Genomic DNA, 18,595 nt, shown 5'->3' with positions numbered 1-18,595 from the left:
GGGAGGGTGGTTCGCCAGAGCGTTCATCGCTGGACGCGGCGATGAGAGGATGTGATATCCCAGATCTCGGCGCTGTGGATGTCGGTCTGAAGCGTTGGTCAAGCGCAAAGGATGGAACATGTCCCGGACACCTCGCAACCCCACGACGATTTCAGGCGATCTGTCGGAACCGCATTTTGGCGAACAGCTCATGCCGAGCGCTGCCCGCTATTTCCTCGAAGTGTCGCGCTCGCATTCGATCCGGCAAGCGGCGGACCGCCTGTCTGTCGCCCCGTCGGCGATCAGCCGTCAACTTTCCAAGCTGGAGGCCGACCTCAACACGGTTTTGCTGGAGCGGCGGCCCGAGGGCGTGGCGCTGACCGAGGCGGGTGAGGTTCTGCGCGACCATCTCAATGGCATTCAGAGCCTCGTCGAGCGGATTTCCGGCGATATCGCCGATCTCACCGCGCTGCGACGTGGGACGGTGCAGATCGCGACGGTGGAGGGGATCACGCGTCCGTTCATGTCCGAGCAGATTTCAAGGTTTCGGGAGGCGCATCCGGCGGTCACTTTTCGACTGCGTTCGCGCGGCCGCCAGATGGTGATCGAGTCACTGGAGCAAAGGGTCAGCCATATCGGCTTCCTGTATGATCATTTTTCTCATCCGGCGCTGCTTGAGGTCGGGCGCTGGCGCCAGCCGCTGCTGGCGTTGGCGCGTCCCGATCACCCGCTTGCAACAGGCGTCCGGTTGCAGTTGAGCGACCTAGTTCCTTATGCCTGTGTGCTGCCGGATGAATCATACGGTATTCATCATATAGTGAAGCGAGCCTATGCACGGTTGGGCGCCAAGCCGAACTGCCACTTTTTCAGCGATAATCTTGCGGTTTTGTGTGATAATGCGCAGCGTAGCGGTGCAATAACATTCCTGCCGTTACAGGCCGCAACAACTCAGGTAATAAACCGTCAGCTGACACCGCTTAATCTGGAATGCGCCGAGTTCAAGTACAGATATATATATGCTGTGGTCAGAAGAGAGCAGATAATACCTCCGGCTGCCTCAGCGTTTCTCAAGCAAGTTGTCGATGCATTTGTCGATGGTGAGCAGGAGGATCGAGATATTCTCGCCGCGCTCTCTTTGCCGGAAGTGTAGTTTCCCACTGTTGCCCAAATGGCAACAGGGGTTTGCTGATTTGGCATCGTCGGCAAAACACATTCAACATCAATGATATGGGACCGGCCAGCGGCGGGCTGCTCCCCCTTGACGGCGTGGCGCTTGCCCCTGTCACAAAGTCGACATCTGGATTTTCGCATCTCTCTCCGTAAGTTGCCGCCAAACAGGGAGGGTTTGATGCGGCGCTTGCCAGACACATTGCAGCAGACAGCGGCATTTATCAGGGACGGGAGGATTCTCGATCTCGTTGATCTGGCACTGGATGCTCACGACAGGCATGGCGCGCGCCTGAACGCCTACAAGACGTGGGACGGCCCACGCGTTCGGGAACAGGCCGAAGCGCTCCACCGCATGATCGCGACAGGTGTCGATCTCGGCCCGATGATGGGCATCCCCGTTTCAGTCAAGGATCTCTACGGCGTGCCGGGGCTGCCCGTTTTCGCCGGTACATCTGAAGCACTTCCCGGCAGATGGAGCCGTTCTGGTCCGGTTGTGTCGAGGTTGCTTGCGCAGATGGCGCTTGTGACAGGCAAGACGCATACGGTGGAGTTCGCCTTTGGCGGCATCGGCATCAACAACCATTGGGGCACGCCTTTCAACCCGTGGTCGCGGGATGATGAGCTGCGTGTACCGGGTGGATCGAGTTCCGGGGCCGGTGTGTCGTTGCTTGAAGGCAGTGCCATGCTGGCGCTGGGCACCGACACTGCGGGTTCGGTACGGGTGCCCGCAAGCTTTACCGGTATGGTCGGGCTCAAGACCACCTTTGGACGCTGGTCGAATGACGGCATTGTGCCGCTTTCCTCATCGCTCGACACGCCGGGGATTTTGGCGCGCAGCGTGCAGGACGTCGCCTATGCCTTCGCCGCGATCGATCCTCACGCTCCCACCATTCGCCCGCGCGAGTTGCTCGGACTGCGCATCGGTGTTCCCGACAGTTTTTTTCTGGATGGGGTCGATCCTGAGATCGCCGCGTTGTTCCAGAAACAGCTTCAGGTGCTGGAACAGGCGGGTGCAGTTCTTGTCAGCCTTGATACACCGGGCTGCGATGAAGGGTTTGAGATCTTCCGCCAAGGCGGCCTTTCGGCGGCGGAGCTGCGCAGCTTTATCGAGCGCAATTTTCCCGAAAAGATTCACACGCTCGATCCTCTCGTCAAACTCCGTGTCGAGAGCGCCCATTCGATGTCGGTCATCGAGTATCTGCGCCGGCGCGAGGAGCTGGCTGTCAGAGGAAGAGAATTTACGAAGCTTTACGAGCGCTGCGACGTCATCGCGACGCCGACCGTCGCGATCTCCGCGCCGGCGCTCCATGAACTCGCCGAGCCGGGCGTATACGCACAGATCAACATGAAGGTGTTGCGCAATACGGTGATCGCCAACCTCTTCGGCCAATGCGCCCTGACAATGCCCATGGGGCTGGACGGCAATGCCATGCCTGCGGGCATGCAGCTGATGGCGGCGCCGCGCTCCGAAGAGTCGCTGCTGGCCATCGCGCACGCCATCGAAACAAAAATTGGAGGATCCCGAGAACTTGTCGGGACACCTGCTGGTCTTACTCAACAATAACTAGGAAGGGAAACACGACCATGAAGAAAACTATCCTCGCTCTGACATCCGCTTTGCTTTTCAGCGGCACGAGCACACTCCTTGCTCAGGAGTTCACGTTCACGTTCGCTCACGTGCTGAATGAATCGACGCCAGTCGCCCGCGCCGCCGAAGTGTTCAAGGCCGAGGTCGAGAAGAACTCCGACGGCCGTATCGCGATCGAAATCCGACCTGCTGCGATGCTCGGCGGCGACGTGGAGATCATCGAGCAGACGCAGATGGGACTGGTCCATTTTGCAATTCCGCCGACCGCGAACCTGACCAATTTCAACGAGAAGTTCTATCTCCTCGACCTTCCTTTCCTGATGACCGACCAGGAGTCGATGAAGCGCGTTCTCGACGGCGAAGTCGGCAAGGAAGTGCTGGGCACGCTGGGTGACAACAATCTCAAGGGCATTTCGATGTGGGGGGCGGGCTTCCGCCACATGACCAACAATATCCGTCCGATCAACGGGCCGGACGACCTGAAGGGCATCAAGTTCCGCACGCTGCAGGCTCCGACCGTGCTTGCGACCTATCGGGCTTATGGCGCAAATCCGACCGCAATGGCGTTCACCGAAGTCTACAACGGCTTGCAGCAGGGTGTCGTTGAGGGGCAGGAGAACCCTTACTCGAACATCAACTCCATGCGCTTCTACGAAGTTCAGAAGTACATGACGCTCACCAATCACACGTATCACACCTATGCCGCGGTGATGAACAAGCAGGCCTGGGAGAGCCTTCCGGAAGACCTGCAGAAGGTGGTGGAAGATGCGATGGCTGTCGGGCGTGATGCCGGTCGCGAGTTCACCGTCGAATATGAGGCAACTGTCCACGACGAGATCAAGGATCAGATCCAGATCATCGAGTTGAGCCCGGAAGGTCGCGCTGCTTTCATCGAAGCGTCGCAGCCGATCTATGAAGAGTTCAAGGACAAGGTGACGCCGGAGTTGCTTGAAAAGGCGATTTCGACGGCTCGCGGCTAAGAGCGCACGGGGGGTCGACAGAATGATAAGTTCGATTAATCGCATTGCTGACTGGGTGGAAAACATCCTCGTCACTGCGCTGATGCTGATCGCTACCGTTACAGCGATCGTGCAGGTTGCAGCTCGCTACGTGTTCAACAATTCGCTGTACTGGTCTGAAGAGCTGATCTTGTATTCGCTCATCACCATGAGCTTTTTGACCATGGGCATGGGTGTGCGCTACGCAGCTCATATCAGCGTGGATGCCGGACTTGCTTTTGTCGGCCCCAAAGCCGCGCGTGCCATGCATGTGATCGCGGCGCTGATGGGCGTCGGGTTTGCCGTCATCCTCATCTATTACGGCTACCGCCTTTCGCAGAACACGCTTCGCATGGGACAATTGTCGCCCGCCATGCGAATCCCGGTCGGATATGTGTATCTGATCATCCCAATCTCGGGCCTGCTGATGGCACTGCGCTATTGCCTGGTGTTGAGCGAGCTTGGGGCGGGTCGCGACTACGAGCCCCCAAAATCTGAAATCAAGAACGCATAGGCTCAGACATCATGGTCGCATCGCTTCTTCCTACCTTTTTTGTGATCCTGTTCTTCGGCTTGCCGATTTTTGCAAGCCTTGCACTGGCAGTGGTCGCGGTCCTTTATTTCAACGGCGGCGTGGATCCGCTGGTTGTACCCATGCGCATGTTCTCGGGGATGAACAACTTCTCCCTGATGTCGATTCCGTTCTTCATTCTGGCTGCGGAACTCATGCGGATTGGCGGCCTGTCCGACAGGCTGATCGGACTGGCGCGCGCCTTGATCGGCTGGTTGCCGGGCGGCCTTGCTGCCGCGTCGGTCGTCGCCTGCCTGATGTTCGGCTCGATTTCCGGCTCAAGTCCCGCGACGGTGATCGCGATCGGAACGATCATGTATCCGGCGATGGTTGCTGCCGGCTACAACAAGTATTTCGCCATCGGGCTGATCACGACATCGGGAACGCTCGGGCCGATCGTCCCGCCTTCAATCGCGCTGATCATCTATGGATCGGTCACGGCGACATCTGTCGGGCAGCTGTTTGCGGCCGGGCTGTTCCCGGCGCTTCTCATCGGCGGGATGCTGATCCTCTATGCAAGCTGGTACTCCGCCATCAAGAAGTATCCGCGTGATCCGTTTCCGACGCTGGCCTCGATCTCGGCAGCGTTCAAGCGCTCGGCCTGGGGACTGGGGCTGCCAGTGGTTCTGCTCGGCGGCATTTATAGCGGGGTGTTCACCCCGACCGAGTCTGCGGCAGCTGCCTGTCTTTACGGCTACTTCATCGGCGCGTTCGTCTATCGGACCATTTCACCCAAGGAAACCTTGATAATTCTTCGCAATACGGGGTTGCTGGCAGGGCCGTTGCTGCTGATTACCGCCGGTGCGTCGTCTTTCTCCTGGCTTCTGGCAAATAGCGGTGCGCCATCGCAGCTGGCGGCATACATACTGTCAGGTACAGACAATCCGGTCGTGATCGTGATGTTGTTCAACCTGATCCTGCTCGTGGCTGGCTGTTTTCTCGACAGTGCGTCTGCGATCATCATCCTGGCACCGCTGATGCAGCCAATTGCAGCTTCGGTTGGCGTGGACCCGATCCATTTCGGTATCATCATGCTGGTCAATCTGTCGGTAGGCATGCTGACGCCCCCGGTCGGCCTCAATCTGTTCGTCGCCATGGGGATTTCCAAGATGACGCTTGGCGAGGTGTTCAAGGCAGCTATCCCGACAATTCTCCTGATGGTGGTGGCCCTGATGCTCGTCTCCTACGTTCCGGCGATCAGCACCACATTGCCAAAGCTGATGTTTTAGAGCGCCGTGCGTCCAATTGGACGCACAAAGGACGCTCTAACACTTTGAATGAGCATCGGAATAATCCGAAAACCGGGTACACTTTTCGGTCCGATGCTCCAGAAATGACGGGTTTCCGGCCTGCCGGAAGCCGGAAACGACCGACTGCCTGCGCGGCATTGCTCCGCGCAGGCAGCCCATAGCACGCAATTTGTGCGAACCGCCGTCGGCGACATATTCTACCTCCATCTCCGCTCTCAAATGGCTGCAGCCATCAAGTCGGGCTCGTTGCTTCCGAGGAAGCGATGACCTGGCTGCGGTTCGTCGACGCCGTCCCGACGAGGGAAATGCGCTCCTGAACTGCCGGAATGGTTTCAGGGCGTGCCTGCGCTTTCCGATCCGGACGGGAACCGGTCGCAAGACCGAGGCGATGCGAGTTGACAATTGCACGCTAGCTGGCAATCTCAAGAATATGGTGTCGGCAGAACCAGCCGCTGCTGGAGAATGTTTTTTCCGTAGCAAGAAGAGCAAGAATTGCCGAACTTTTAGATCCGAGGAGGCTTTCAAGGCGGGTGCCGTGCAATTTGCGCAGGTTGGCAACAAGAGTCTTTGTCAAAGACCTTTGCGAAACCTGTGCGCCGATGCTGCATTTTTATCAGCACCTGATCTGTCAGGATCGAGTTCCTTGAGGAGGGGACCGATCTGCTCCTGAGACTGGAAAAGGGCGGCGACATCGACCGCCATGAATGCAGGGTCGCAGGAGGAACAGAAAAAGAGCCCGATCAACGGGTCAAGATTTGGGGGAGTGACTATGACCGACATTTTGATTGTCGAAGATGAGCCAGCTATTCTCGATTCGCTCAGTTTTATACTCGGGCGGAACGGATGGACGGTGGCTTCGGCCAGGGATGGGGATCTTGCTTTAGAAGCTGTCAGGCGGCTCAAGCCCAGGATGCTTCTGCTCGATATCATGTTGCCGAAGAAAAGCGGCCTTGACGTCCTGAAGGCGATCCGCGCGGACCCGGGCATGACAAAGACCGCTGTCGTGGTTCTGACAGCGCGGGGCCAGCAATATGACCGTGAACTTGCCGCTGAACTCAACGCTGATGGCTTCATAACCAAGCCCTATGCCAACACGGACGTCGTCGCCGAGGTGCGGCGGATGCTGGCGCTTCATCATGCCTGAGAGGCGATGGTCGCGCGAGGCCGACGGCAAGCGTCAAAATCTATCCGTGATAATCCCTGCCTTCGGTGTCGTTCTGTTGATGCCGTTGCTCGCCAACCTCTTCATCGTGCGCGTGCGCGTCTTCGGGATTCCTCTCGAAATTGTCTATCTGTTTGGCGTATGGCTGTTTCTGGTTGGGGCAGCTGTCGCATTGGCGTTTCTGCTTCCATCTGCCGGGCCGGGCGGGTCCGGGATGGATGACAAGCACCCACGCGCCAAGCGGACAGGCATCGTCTGATGCTTTCTCCGGATTTCGTGATTCTGACCGGCGTTGCCTATGTCGGGCTTCTGTTTCTGATCGCCTGGGTTTCGGAACAGCACGCCCATAGCGGCTATGCTCATTTTCTGCGCTCGCCGGCGATCTACACGCTGTCGATCTCGGTCTATTGCACCTCCTGGACGTTCTACGGCGCTGTCGGCACCGCTGCACGTAACGGGCTGGAGTTCCTCGCCATCTATATGGGGCCGACCATCGTTTTTGTCGGTTGGTGGTTCATGCTTCGCAAGCTGATCCATATCAGTCATGCGCAACGCATCACCTCGGTCGCCGACTTTTTGTCGTCGCGCTTTGGTAAATCCAGCCGGCTTGCAGTGTTGGTGACCCTGATCGCGGTCGTCAGCATCACGCCCTATATCGCGCTGCAGCTGAAGGCCATCACGACGTCAATCCAGGCGGTTTCTGTCGCGAAGGGTGGCGAAGACCATCTTGCGCGTCTTGACGAGCTGACGCTGGCATTCGGTGTCGCGGTGGGCATGGCGCTGTTCACCATCCTGTTTGGCACGCGAAATGTCGATGCGCGCGAACAGCATCCCGGTGTCGTTGCCGCGATTGCGTTCGAGGCGGTGGTCAAGCTGATTGCACTTTTGGCGGTCGGAGTTTTCGTGGTGTTCGGTCTTGGTGGCGGGGCAAGCGACATCTTCACCAAAGCGGTCGAAGCAGGCCTCGATATTCATGAGCAGCAGCCTCTTGGGAGCAGATGGGTGGCAGTCCTTGCCTTGTCGGCATGTGCGGTTATCTGCCTGCCGCGGCAGTTTCAGATCACTGTCGTCGAGAATTCGAACGAAGATCATTTGCGCACGGCCGGATGGGCCTTTCCTGCATATCTTCTGCTGATGAGCATCTTCACGATGCCGATTGCCTATTACGGCCTCGCCACGATGCCTGAAGGCTCCAACCCGGACATGTTCGTGCTGACCCTGCCAATGTCGGCAGGGTATGATGCGCTGGCGTTGTTTGCGTTTATCGGGGGCTTTTCCAGCGCGACATCGATGATCATCGTCGCCTCAATCGCGCTGTCGATCATGGTTTCCAATCACGTTGTATTGCCATTGCTCCTGCGCGGAGCGCGTTTTCCCGAAGAAACGGGCGAGAGGGGGATCGCGCGGCTGATGCTGCGCGCGCGGCGCGTGTCGATCGCGGTGATGCTGCTGCTGGGTTTCCTCTATTTCTGGTTTGCCAAGGATTCGGATGCGCTCGCACCCATCGGCCTGATTTCGTTTGCAGGCGTCGCGCAATTCCTGCCGGCGCTGCTGGCCGCGCTCTATTGGCGTCACGCCACTGTCCAGGGCGCATTCTATGGCACGCTGCTCGGGTTTTTCGTGTGGGCGTGGACGCTTTTCATGCCCAGTTTTGAAACGACCAGCCCGGCAATTGCAGTTCTCATGGAGCATGGGCCCTGGGGGATTACCTCGCTTCGGCCGGAGGCAATGTTCGGTTTGACCGATATTGATCCGCTGGTCCATTCGGTCTTCTGGAGCCTGCTCGTCAACGTGTCCGTGCTGGTGGTCGTTTCGATGTCGACCTCGCAAGAGGCGATGGAGAGGATACAGGCTACGTTGTTTGTCGACGCGTTTCAGCGACGCGCCTCCATGCAGCCGCATATTGCCAGGGGTTCGGTGACGACGGGCGACCTGTTCCTGGTGGCGGAGCGCGTGCTGGGCTGGAAGCAGGCCACGGCACTGTTTGAAGCGTCGGGTATCGACCGTGGTCCATCAAATGGCGACGCCGATGTTCCGCCAGATTTCATCACGAAGCTGGAGAAGGAGCTTGCTGGCTCCATCGGGTCAGCGTCTGCGCACATCCTGCTGACCACAGTGGTGGCCAAGGACAGCATCTCGCTTGAAGAGGTGATGCGGATGGCCGACGAGACCCAGCAAGCCATCGAATATTCGCACGAACTGGAAGAAAAATCGCGAGAACTTCGTATTGCAGCCCAGCAGTTGCAGGAGGCCAATGCCAAGTTGCAGGAATTGCATCGGCAGAAGGACGACTTCCTGTCGCAGGTGAGCCATGAAATTCGCACGCCGATGACGTCGATCCGTTCCTTCTCTGAGATCCTGATGACAGAACAGGATCTTTCTCCGGAACAGATCGATCGCTTCATCTCCACGATCCACAATGAGAGCGTGCGCTTGACGAGGCTGATCGAGGAAATTCTGGACCTCAGCGCGCTTGAACATGGCGAGCGCAACTGGGAGAACGCACCCAGCAATGGCGAGGCCGTTCTGGATCGGTCGATCGCCGTCTGCGAGGCGCTGGCAAGGCGGCGTATGATATCGATCGAATTGGGGGCGCGCGTCTGTTGTGGCTGGGTGCTCGCAGACGCGGGTCGCCTCAGTCAGGTTTTCATCAACATCATTGCCAACGCAATCTCTCACAATGATGCCTCGGATCCGAGAGTTCACGTGACCTCGTTCATCGAGAACGGATGTTACATCGTGGAGATTTCCGACAATGGCAGCGGCATCAACGAAGCCTATCGCGAGAGCATTTTCGACAAGTTCGTCAGGGCAGGAAGCTCGGTGCAGTCTGGTGCCGGTGTCGGGCTGGGGTTGGGCCTCAACATCAGCTACAGAATCGTGGAGCGTCTGGGCGGCACATTATCGCTGGTCAAAGGACGGCTGAACGGCGCCTGTTTCCGGGTCAGTCTTCCGCTGCATGCGCAATGCGAACACGTTCAGGCGTTGCGCTCCTGACGGTGGCCGCAATCCTGTCGCGGACAGAGCAGGCATGACGGGCCAACGGGAACACCCCGGTGTCGCAGATCGATGGCATCCGCATAGACCGTGCGGTCGGCGTGCATGAGGTCGCAGGCCAGCATCACGGAGTAGGTGGGCGCGTCGTCCCTGAAACTATGCGAGTTCTTGGCCACGGTCCTTGCGATGAGCAGGAAACGTTCGCCGCCGGGAAACTCCGCGACCTGTCGCACGAAGGTGTTGTCGCCATTCGTCCTGTAAATCGGCCACAACAGGCAGCCATAGCCGGAGACCGGAAGCGAGAGGCCGGGCAAGGGATATCGCTTGCTCAGACGACCTGCGCGATCGGCGCGCAGAAAGCCGAACGGGACCGCTTCCGCGCCCTTTCTGCGCATGGTCACAAGACGATGAGCGGCTTGTTCAAAGCTGGTGCCATACCTCCGTCCAAGGGCATCGATGTCATAACGAAGGAGCTCTGCGTCCTGGAGGTAGCGCTCGTAGGGCATCATCATTGCGCCGGCGACATAGGCTGCCATCGCCCGCTCGGCGAGCGCGTTCGCCTCGGGCGAGTGGAGCCTGAGGGAACCAACCGTCTCGAGGATGGCATCGCGAGCAGCCATCTGCGCGTAGAGCTGGACCATCTGGAACAGTCGCGTGGAATTCGACACCGACGTCCTGAACAAAAGCCGGTTTGACGCCTTGTCAAAGAAATAGCGCTGGGCCGTCTGCGTTTCAGGCTCCAATTCTTCGCAGCTGATGCCGAAATCTGCTTCCAGCGCCTGTGCCAATGTCCGCGCGGACAGTTCTTCCGGAAACAGCTTGCGCAGGTCATCTGCAACATTTTCCAGCTCCGGAAAATGGTTGCGATGCGCAATGATCGCTTCATCCAGATCGGCCAGCGGCGATACCGGACGTTGTGTCGAGGCAGTCCGGTCGAAATATTCGACGAGGCTTTTCAAGGCATCGGTCAGACCTTCGCTTTCACGGCTGATCGTGACCACAAACCGTCGTTCATCGGCCTGCGGGATATCAGGCTCATGCTCCAGAATCTCTGCCACCGACCGGATGGCCGATATCCGATTGAGCACCTGGTGCAGCATCTGAGACAGAAGCGGGTCCGAGCGTAGGCGATTGATGTAGGATTCGATATTGGCGCTTGCGTCCTGATACAGCCGGTAGAGCCGGGTCATCGCAATTCCGGCCTCCGGAAAGCGGGCGACCAGATCGCGAATCGCTGCCTGTTCGAAAACAATGCCGCGCATTGCCGGGTCGCCCAGTAATTCCTCGATCACCTGAATGGAGCGCGCTTCGCTCACACCTGACAGCTGGTCGAGGTCGAGCCCGAGCCGTTCGCCGATGCGCACCAGCAACTTTCCACCGATAGCTCGCTTATTGTTCTCGATGAGATTGAGATAGGTCGCTGAAATTCCGACGGCCCGGGCAAGCGCTGCCTGTGACAGGCCGGTCTCGAGCCTCTTGCGACGGATCTGAATGCCTGTAGGTGCTCGCATTATCTCCCCCGGAAAGTGCAAACGTTTACAGATATTGCTTTACATTAAGTGGGTAAATTACAAATTTGTCATTATAAAACAATAGGCTGTTGCATATTTGTACACGATCTCCTCTCCTTTGCGGATCAACTGGTTACTCGTGGAGGAGAACTGAGATGACTAAATTTCAAATGAACCGACGTGGTGTCCTGAAGGGAGCAGGCGCCGGGTTGGTCACGCTGAGCACACCGCACTTTTTTACCAAGGGCGCATGGGCCGACAATTTCTGCAACAATCCCGATAGCGTCGGGAAGATCGTTTTTGGCTTCAACGTGCCGCAGACAGGTTCCTATGCCGAGGAGGGCATGGAGCAGCTGAGCGGATACAAGCTTGCGATCAAGCACCTCAATGGTGAGGGGGACGGCGGGCTGCTGAACACGTTCAGCCCGAAAACACTCAAGGGCAATGGCGTTCTGGGCCGCAAGGTCGAATACGTCACCGGCGATACCCAGACCAATACCGACGCCGCCCGCGACGGTGCCCGCCGCATGATCGAGCGCGACGGCGTGATCATGGTCACAGGTTGCGTGACCACCGGTGAAGCCGTGGCCCAGCAGTCGCTCTGCCAGGAAATGGGCGTCATCTACATGTCGGGCCTTACGCACGGCAACGAGACCACCGGCAAGGACAAGCGTCGCTACGGATTCCGCCACTATTTCAACGCGCACCAGACCGGTATCGCCATCGCGCCGATTCTCGAGCGTGAATACGGCAAGGACCGCCGCGCATATCACATCACCGCCGACTATAACTGGGGCTGGTCTCAGGAAGCGTCGATGAAGGCCGCTACTGAAGCTCTCGGCTGGGAAACGGTTGCCGCAGTCCGCACGCCGCTGGGGCTTGGTGACTTCTCGCAGTACCTCACGCCTGTTGCGCATTCGGGCGCAGACATCCTCATCATCAACCACTATGGCCACGACATGGTGAACTCACTGCCACAGGCAGTTCAGTTCGGCCTGCGCGAGCGTATGGCCAACGGCAAGCAGTTCGAGATCGTCGTGCCGATGTTCTCCGAGCTGATGGCCGTGGGCGCGGGCGATGCAGTGAAGGGCATTGTCGGCACCCAGAACTGGAACTGGCAGCTCGAGGATGAGGGCAGCAAGGCGTTCACCAAGTCCTATGGTGAAGAATACGGTGTCCCGCCGTCGCAGTCCGCTCACACCGGTTACGTCCAGGCGCTGCTTTATGCAGACGCTGTCGAGCGTGCCGGCACCTTCTACCCGCCGGAAGTCATCAAGGCCCTCGAAGGCTTTGAGTTCGACGGAATGGGTAACGGCCCGACGCTGTACCGCGCCGACGATCACCAGTGCATCAAGGAAGTTCTGGTGGTGCGTGGCAATGAGAACCCGACCAGCCGCTTCGACGTGCTCAACCTCATCGGCAAGACGCCGCGTGAAGAGGTTACCTACGACCCGTCGATCTTTGAAGGGGAACTCGGCCCTTACGAGCCCAATCAGTGCTGATGTGAGAGTTCACCCGGCGGCCACGAGGTCGCCGGGTTGAACCGCACGTCCGACGCCTGAGCGTCGCAACTCGTATCGGGGAAAAATCAATGACCGCGTTTTTAGCCCAGTTGCTGAATGGGCTGGATAAGGGCGGCGCTTATGCGCTCATCGCTCTTGGCCTCACACTTGTGTTCGGCACGCTCGGAGTCGTGAATTTTGCGCATGGCGCGCTGTTCATGCTCGGTTGCTTCTGTGCCGTGGCTTTCAGATATCTCATCACGATCGAAACAGTGACTGTCGATCCGACCAAGCTGACGCCGTGGGGCGCGCCGGTCGAGGTGAGGACGCCACTGGTTCAGAACTGGTTCGGAGATTTCGGAGCGATCATCGTTGATTACTCCGTTCCGATCTCGCTGCTATTTGCCGTGCCGACCATGCTTCTCATTGGCATCGCCATGGAGCGCGGTCTTATCAAGCATTTCTACAAGAGAACTCACGCGGAACAGATCCTGGTGACCTTCGGTCTCGCGATCGTCCTGCAGGAGGTGGTGAAGGCGTTTTTCGGGGCGAATCCATATCCGCAGCCGATCCCATCCGACCTGCGCAGCGCGGCCGATATCGGCGTCTGGCTGGGGATGGATCCGCATATGTTGACCTATCCCTGGTGGCGTCTGGTCTATCTGGCATTCTCGCTGTTTGTCATAGGCGCGGTGTTTGCGTTCCTGCAATTTACCACCTTTGGCATGGTGGTTCGCGCCGGCATGGCAGACCGTGAGACGGTCGGGCTCATGGGGATCGATATCGACCGGCGGTTCACTATCGTCTTCGGCCTTGCTGCCGTCGTGGCAGGTGTCGCCGGCGTGATGTACACGCCGCTGCTGCCGCCCAACTATCATCTTGGCATGGACTTCCTGGTGCTGAGCTTTGTCGTCGTGGTTGTCGGCGGTATGGGGTCTTTGCCGGGCGCCGTGGTGGCAGGATTCCTGCTTGGAATTCTCCAGTCCATTGCGTCAATGACCGAGGTGAAATCCCTGATACCCGGCATCGACCAAGTCGTTATCTATCTTGTGGCAGTCGTCATCCTGCTCGTGCTTCCGCGCGGCCTGATGGGACGTCGCGGCGTCATGGAGAGCTGATCCACCATGTTCTCAATATCTCGCAAGGATCTCATCTCGCTTCTGGTGCTTTCGGCGGTCGTCCTGACCATGCCGATCTGGCTCGCTCCCTTTGGAGCGGCCTATCCAGGGCTGATGCAGAAATTCGCAATCTACGCAATCTTCGCCATCGGCTTCAATATTCTGTTCGGACTGACCGGCTACCTCTCCTTTGGCCATGCAGCGTTCGTGGGGGTCGGCTCCTACACCGCGGTCTGGTCGTTCAAGCTGCTGACGATGGATATTCTGCCGGCGATCGTCTTTGCCGTCATCATCTCTGGGCTGTTCGCCCTGATCATTGGCTATTTCAGTTTGCGCCGGACCGGGATCTATTTCTCCATTCTGACGCTGGCGTTCGCGCAGATGAGCTACAGTCTGGCTTATTCTGTGCTGACACCGCTGACGAATGGCGAAACCGGTCTGCTGCTGGCCGGCAATGATCTACGCTACTTCGACAAGCTGTTTGGCGTCACTTACGGCTCGGGATTGCCGCAGCCGACACTTTTTGGAAATGTTCTGGGTGGGTACGGCGGATTCTATCTGACGGCGGTCATTCTGATCGCAGTATTCTTCCTGTCGCAGAAGATCTTTGCGTCGCCTTTCGGCATGGCCCTGCGTGGCATCAAGTCCAATCAGACACGGATGATGTACACGGGTTTCAATCCCAAGCCATATACGCTCGCGGCATTCGTCGTCTCGGGCATGATTGCGGGCCTCGCAGGCGCGCTGCTTTCGGTGACCGATCCGCTTGCCGGAACGGAGCGCATGAGATGGACCGAATCCGGCAACGTCGTGCTGATGACGATCCTGGGTGGCGTGGGCACATTGTTCGGGCCGATCATCGGAGCGTGGCTGATCAAGTATTTCGAGAACATTTTCTCGGCGATCAACACCAACATGCTCAATAACTTCTTTTCCTTCCTGCCGGATTGGCTGCAGTCGGTGATGGTGACGATCTCGTCCAAGTTTGTCGGCGAGGGGTGGCATCTGACGCTGGGCCTGATGTTCGTGCTGATCGTCGTCTTCCTGCCGGGTGGATTGGTGGAGGGAGCAAAGCGTCTGTTCACGAAGTTCAGCAGGGTGAAAAAACCGAATGCCGGACCGGCGCGCGCGCCGCAACCAGCAGAATAGGATGATTGAACCATGATACAGGCTGTACCAAACATCATCCTTCACGCCGCAGACATTCAGAAGAATTTCGGGGGCCTGCGCGCGCTGTCGGACATCGATCTGCAGATCGAAGAGGGCAAGACGCATGCTATTATCGGGCCGAATGGTGCCGGTAAGTCGACCTTGCTGAATGTCATCATCGGCAGACTGCCCCCCAGCAGCGGGGCAGTCATCTTCGACGGCGCGGTTCTCACCGGAAAAGCGCCGCATGAGATCAATCAGCTGGGCATTTCTCGCGTATTTCAGACGCCAGAGATCTTTCCGGACCTGTCAGTGTTGCAGAACGTGATGGCGCCGGCATTCGCCCGCCGGGATGGCGCATTCAAGGCCAATATGTTCCGGTCGGTGGATTCAGAAGTCGAGATCCGCGATGAGGCGCTGAGCCTGCTTGAGGATATCGGCCTGGTCGATCGTCTGGACCATACTGCCGGCGCGCTCTCGCGCGGTGACAAGCGACGCCTCGAACTTGCCATGTGCCTCATCCAGCGACCGCGCCTGCTGTTGCTGGACGAGCCGACCGCCGGCATGAGCCGTCATGATACCAACACGACCATCGACCTTCTGAAGAAGATCAAGTCGCGTGGGATGACGAAAGTCATCATCGAACATGACATGCATGTCGTGTTTTCGTTGGCGGACAAGATCTCGGTTCTGGCGCAGGGGCGCATCATCGCAACCGGACTGCCGCAGGAGATCAAGGAAGATCCCCGTGTGAAAGAAGCCTATCTGGGCGGGAGCGTGGAATGAGTGTCATCATGGGCCATCCTGCAGCGGGGACGCCAGCAGGCTCTGCAGCGGCAGCCGAGTTCTTTGCGGTCAGGGATATTCACGCCTATTACGGTGAGAGCTACATCGTGCAGGGCGTCAGCCTCGATGTGAACAAGGGCGAGATCCTCGCGCTTCTGGGCCGCAATGGTGCTGGAAAGACGTCGACACTCAGGGCAATCGCCCGGATGGACAATCCGGAGCTCAAGTCGGGCGAAATCTGGCTGGAAGGTAATCCACTCCATAACCAGAAGTCGTGGCAGGCCTCGCGTGCAGGCATTCAGCTTGTGCCCGAAGATCGCCGGATCATTCCGGGCATGACGGTCGAAGAGAACCTCGTCCTGGCGCAGGTGGCTCCCGGTCACGGCATGTCCATCGAAGAACTCTACGAACATTTTCCCCGGCTTGCGGAACGGCGTACCCAGGAAGCAGTGACGATGTCTGGCGGAGAGCAGCAGATGCTCGCCGTGGCGCGTGCTCTGGCGCGTGAGGTCAAGCTGCTTTTGCTGGATGAGCCTTATGAAGGGCTTGCGCCGGTGATCGTGCAGGAGATCGAGCGCATTGTGCAGAGCATCAAGGCGCGCGGCATCACGACAATCATCGTGGAGCAGAATGCGGTGGCTGCGTTGCGGCTGTCGGATCGCGCTGTGATCATGGATACCGGGCAGATCGTGTTCACCGGTACGGCGAAAGAGCTTCTCGACAACGCGGAATTGCGAAACGAGTATCTCGCCATCTGACCGGATGATGTCAGCGGCGCTGTCGCAAGCGCGTCTATGAAGTGCGCATCGCTCGCTCAAGCAAGCTGCGATGCGCACTGCTTTATCGATATGGAAGGAAACGAAGCATGACCGGTCCAGTTGTTCATCACGTTCAGCCGTCTTGGAAAGAGAACGCCCTGGTCGACAACGAGACGTATCTGAATTGGTATGCAGCAAGTGTTGCCGATCCGGATGCGTTCTGGGGTGAGCATGGCAAGCGGATCGACTGGTTCAAGCCTTACACCAAGGTGAAGAACGCCTCGTTTGAGGGTGATGTCTCGATCAAATGGTTCGAGGACGGCGAGACCAACGTTTCCTACAATTGCATCGACCGTCATCTGGAAAAGCGCGGCAACCAGACCGCGATCATCTGGGAAGGCGACAATCCGTTCGACGACAAGAAGATCACCTATAGAGAGCTGCACGAGCATGTCTGCCGGCTTGCCAATGTGATGAAGAAGCACGGCGTCAAGAAGGGCGACCGTGTCACCATCTACATGCCGATGATCCCTGAAGCTGCCTATGCGATGCTGGCCTGCACCCGCATCGGCGCGGTCCATTCGATCGTGTTTGGCGGCTTTTCGCCCGACGCGCTCGCCGGACGGATCGTCGATTGCAAATCCACCTTCGTCATCACTGCCGATGAAGGCCTGCGCGGCGGCAAGGGAATTCCGCTTAAGGTCAATGCCGACAAGGCCGTCGACATTGCCGCCCGTGACGGCATCACGGTCAGGAATGTGCTGGTGGTGCGCCGCACCGGCGGCAAGATCGGCTGGGTCGAGGGGCGCGATCTTTGGTATCATGCCGAAGTGCGCGCGGTCGAACCTGTGTGCGAACCCGAAAAGATGAATGCGGAAGACCCGCTGTTCATCCTTTACACCTCCGGCTCGACCGGCAAGCCGAAGGGGGTGCTGCACACCACCGGCGGCTATCTCGTCTATGCGTCGATGACGCATCAATATGTCTTCGACTACCATGATGGCGACATCTACTGGTGCACCGCGGATGTGGGCTGGGTCACCGGCCACAGCTACATCGTCTATGGCCCGCTCGCCAATGGCGCGACGACGCTGATGTTCGAGGGCGTGCCGAACTATCCCGATGCCGGCCGGTTCTGGGATGTCGTCGACAAGCACAAGGTCAACATCTTCTACACCGCCCCGACCGCTATCCGCGCGCTGATGGGCGCGGGCGAGGAGTGGGTCAAGCGGTCGTCACGCCAGAGCCTGAAGCTGCTCGGTTCGGTCGGCGAGCCGATCAATCCGGAAGCCTGGGAATGGTATTTCGACAAGGTCGGCGACAAGAAGATCCCGATTGTCGACACCTGGTGGCAGACCGAAAATGGCGGCATCCTGATCTCGCCACTGCCCGGCGCGACCGACCTGAAACCGGGCTCGGCGACACGGCCATTCTTCGGCGTCGAGCCGGTGCTGGTCGACAATGACGGCAAGGTGCTCGACGGCGTTGCCGATGGCAATCTGTGTATCGCCGAACCTTGGCCCGGCATGATGCGCACCGTCTATGGCGATCACAAGCGCTTCATCGAGACCTATTTCGCTACCTATCCGGGCCTCTACTTTTCCGGCGATGGCTGCCGGCGCGATGAGGATGGCTATTACTGGATCACCGGCCGCGTCGATGACGTGCTCAACGTCTCCGGGCACCGGATGGGCACGGCGGAAGTCGAATCGGCGCTGGTGGCGCATGACAAGGTGTCGGAAGCCGCCGTCGTCGGCTATCCGCACGACATCAAGGGGCAGGGCATTTATTGCTATGTCACGCTGATGGAGGGCGAGGAGCCAAGCGACGCGCTGCGCAAGGAGCTGATTGCGCATGTGCGCCAGGAGATCGGCCCGATCGCCACGCCTGACCTGTTGCAGTTCGCGCCCGGCCTGCCGAAAACCCGCTCGGGCAAGATCATGCGCCGCATCCTGCGCAAGATCGCCGAGGACGATTTCGGCGCGCTCGGTGACACCTCAACCCTCGCCGACCCCACCGTCGTCGACGACCTCGTCGAACATCGCCAGAACAAGCG

At 58.6% G+C, this 18,595-nt stretch carries 15 protein-coding genes; 14 read left to right on the top strand and 1 reads right to left on the bottom strand.

The window, feature by feature from the left end:
• Positions 1–118: 118 nt before the first annotated feature.
• The 8 genes from BMZ42_RS13495 to BMZ42_RS13450 all read left to right on the top strand — a co-directional run bounded on the left by BMZ42_RS13495 (position 119) and on the right by BMZ42_RS13450 (position 9,715).
• Positions 119–1,129, top strand: a complete 1,011-nt coding sequence (locus BMZ42_RS13495; protein WP_091523378.1) for a LysR family transcriptional regulator — start codon at positions 119–121, stop codon at positions 1,127–1,129.
• 198 nt (positions 1,130–1,327) lie between these two features.
• Positions 1,328–2,713 (top strand): amidase, encoded by a 1,386-nt coding sequence (locus BMZ42_RS13490; RefSeq protein ID WP_091523377.1) that lies wholly within the window; start codon positions 1,328–1,330, stop codon positions 2,711–2,713.
• A gap of 20 nt (positions 2,714–2,733) precedes the next feature.
• Positions 2,734–3,717, top strand: coding sequence for a TRAP transporter substrate-binding protein (locus BMZ42_RS13485; RefSeq protein WP_091523375.1), 984 nt, complete (start codon positions 2,734–2,736; stop codon positions 3,715–3,717).
• A 22-nt stretch (positions 3,718–3,739) separates the two neighbouring features.
• Positions 3,740–4,249 carry a TRAP transporter small permease gene (locus tag BMZ42_RS13480; RefSeq protein WP_091523372.1) on the top strand — a complete coding sequence of 170 codons (510 nt, stop codon included), beginning with the start codon at positions 3,740–3,742 and terminating at the stop codon, positions 4,247–4,249.
• An 11-nt stretch (positions 4,250–4,260) separates the two neighbouring features.
• Positions 4,261–5,535, top strand: a complete 1,275-nt coding sequence (locus tag BMZ42_RS13475; protein ID WP_091523371.1) for a TRAP transporter large permease — start codon at positions 4,261–4,263, stop codon at positions 5,533–5,535.
• Between the two features lie 790 nt (positions 5,536–6,325).
• Positions 6,326–6,700 carry a response regulator transcription factor gene (locus tag BMZ42_RS13460; protein ID WP_091523363.1) on the top strand — a complete coding sequence of 125 codons (375 nt, stop codon included), beginning with the start codon at positions 6,326–6,328 and terminating at the stop codon, positions 6,698–6,700.
• Complete coding sequence (locus BMZ42_RS13455; protein WP_091523361.1) at positions 6,693–6,977, top strand: hypothetical protein; 285 nt, start codon at positions 6,693–6,695, stop codon at positions 6,975–6,977. Before BMZ42_RS13460 ends, BMZ42_RS13455 begins: the two co-directional genes overlap by 8 nt.
• Positions 6,977–9,715 (top strand): ATP-binding protein, encoded by a 2,739-nt coding sequence (locus tag BMZ42_RS13450; RefSeq protein WP_091523359.1) that lies wholly within the window; start codon positions 6,977–6,979, stop codon positions 9,713–9,715. The genes BMZ42_RS13455 and BMZ42_RS13450 overlap by 1 nt, the downstream gene beginning before the upstream one ends.
• Here BMZ42_RS13450 and BMZ42_RS13445 read toward each other — a convergent pair.
• Positions 9,697–11,226 carry a helix-turn-helix domain-containing protein gene (locus BMZ42_RS13445; RefSeq protein ID WP_091523356.1) on the bottom strand — a complete coding sequence of 510 codons (1,530 nt, stop codon included), beginning with the start codon at positions 11,224–11,226 and terminating at the stop codon, positions 9,697–9,699. The genes BMZ42_RS13450 and BMZ42_RS13445 overlap by 19 nt on opposite strands.
• Positions 11,227–11,381: 155 nt before the next feature.
• Between BMZ42_RS13445 and BMZ42_RS13440 the strand changes: the two genes are divergently transcribed.
• The 6 genes from BMZ42_RS13440 to acs form a co-directional block, all read left to right on the top strand.
• Positions 11,382–12,728 carry a substrate-binding protein gene (locus BMZ42_RS13440; RefSeq protein ID WP_091523354.1) on the top strand — a complete coding sequence of 449 codons (1,347 nt, stop codon included), beginning with the start codon at positions 11,382–11,384 and terminating at the stop codon, positions 12,726–12,728.
• Positions 12,729–12,817: 89 nt separating this feature from the next.
• Complete coding sequence (locus BMZ42_RS13435; protein ID WP_091523352.1) at positions 12,818–13,846, top strand: branched-chain amino acid ABC transporter permease; 1,029 nt, start codon at positions 12,818–12,820, stop codon at positions 13,844–13,846.
• Between the two features lie 6 nt (positions 13,847–13,852).
• The gene (locus BMZ42_RS13430) at positions 13,853–14,995 is read left to right on the top strand and encodes a branched-chain amino acid ABC transporter permease (RefSeq protein WP_091523349.1); all 1,143 of its coding nucleotides are present in this window, start codon (positions 13,853–13,855) and stop codon (positions 14,993–14,995) included.
• Between the two features lie 12 nt (positions 14,996–15,007).
• Positions 15,008–15,781: an ABC transporter ATP-binding protein gene (locus BMZ42_RS13425; RefSeq protein WP_091523346.1), complete on the top strand. Its 774-nt coding sequence runs from the start codon at positions 15,008–15,010 to the stop codon at positions 15,779–15,781.
• Positions 15,782–15,789: 8 nt separating this feature from the next.
• On the top strand, positions 15,790–16,539 hold the full coding sequence (locus tag BMZ42_RS13420) for an ABC transporter ATP-binding protein (protein WP_175556728.1): 750 nt from the start codon (positions 15,790–15,792) through the stop codon (positions 16,537–16,539).
• Positions 16,540–16,646: 107 nt separating this feature from the next.
• Positions 16,647–18,595, top strand: a 1,949-nt coding sequence (acs, locus tag BMZ42_RS13415) for an acetate--CoA ligase (protein WP_091523342.1), incomplete at its 3' end; no start/stop codon positions are given.

The organism is Aquamicrobium aerolatum DSM 21857 (assembly GCF_900113935.1).
In the GTDB taxonomy this organism is placed as follows: Bacteria; Pseudomonadota; Alphaproteobacteria; order Rhizobiales; family Rhizobiaceae; genus Aerobium; species Aerobium aerolatum.
Note: the sequence above shows the minus strand (reverse complement) of the source record. Positions and strands in the feature narration are given on the sequence as shown.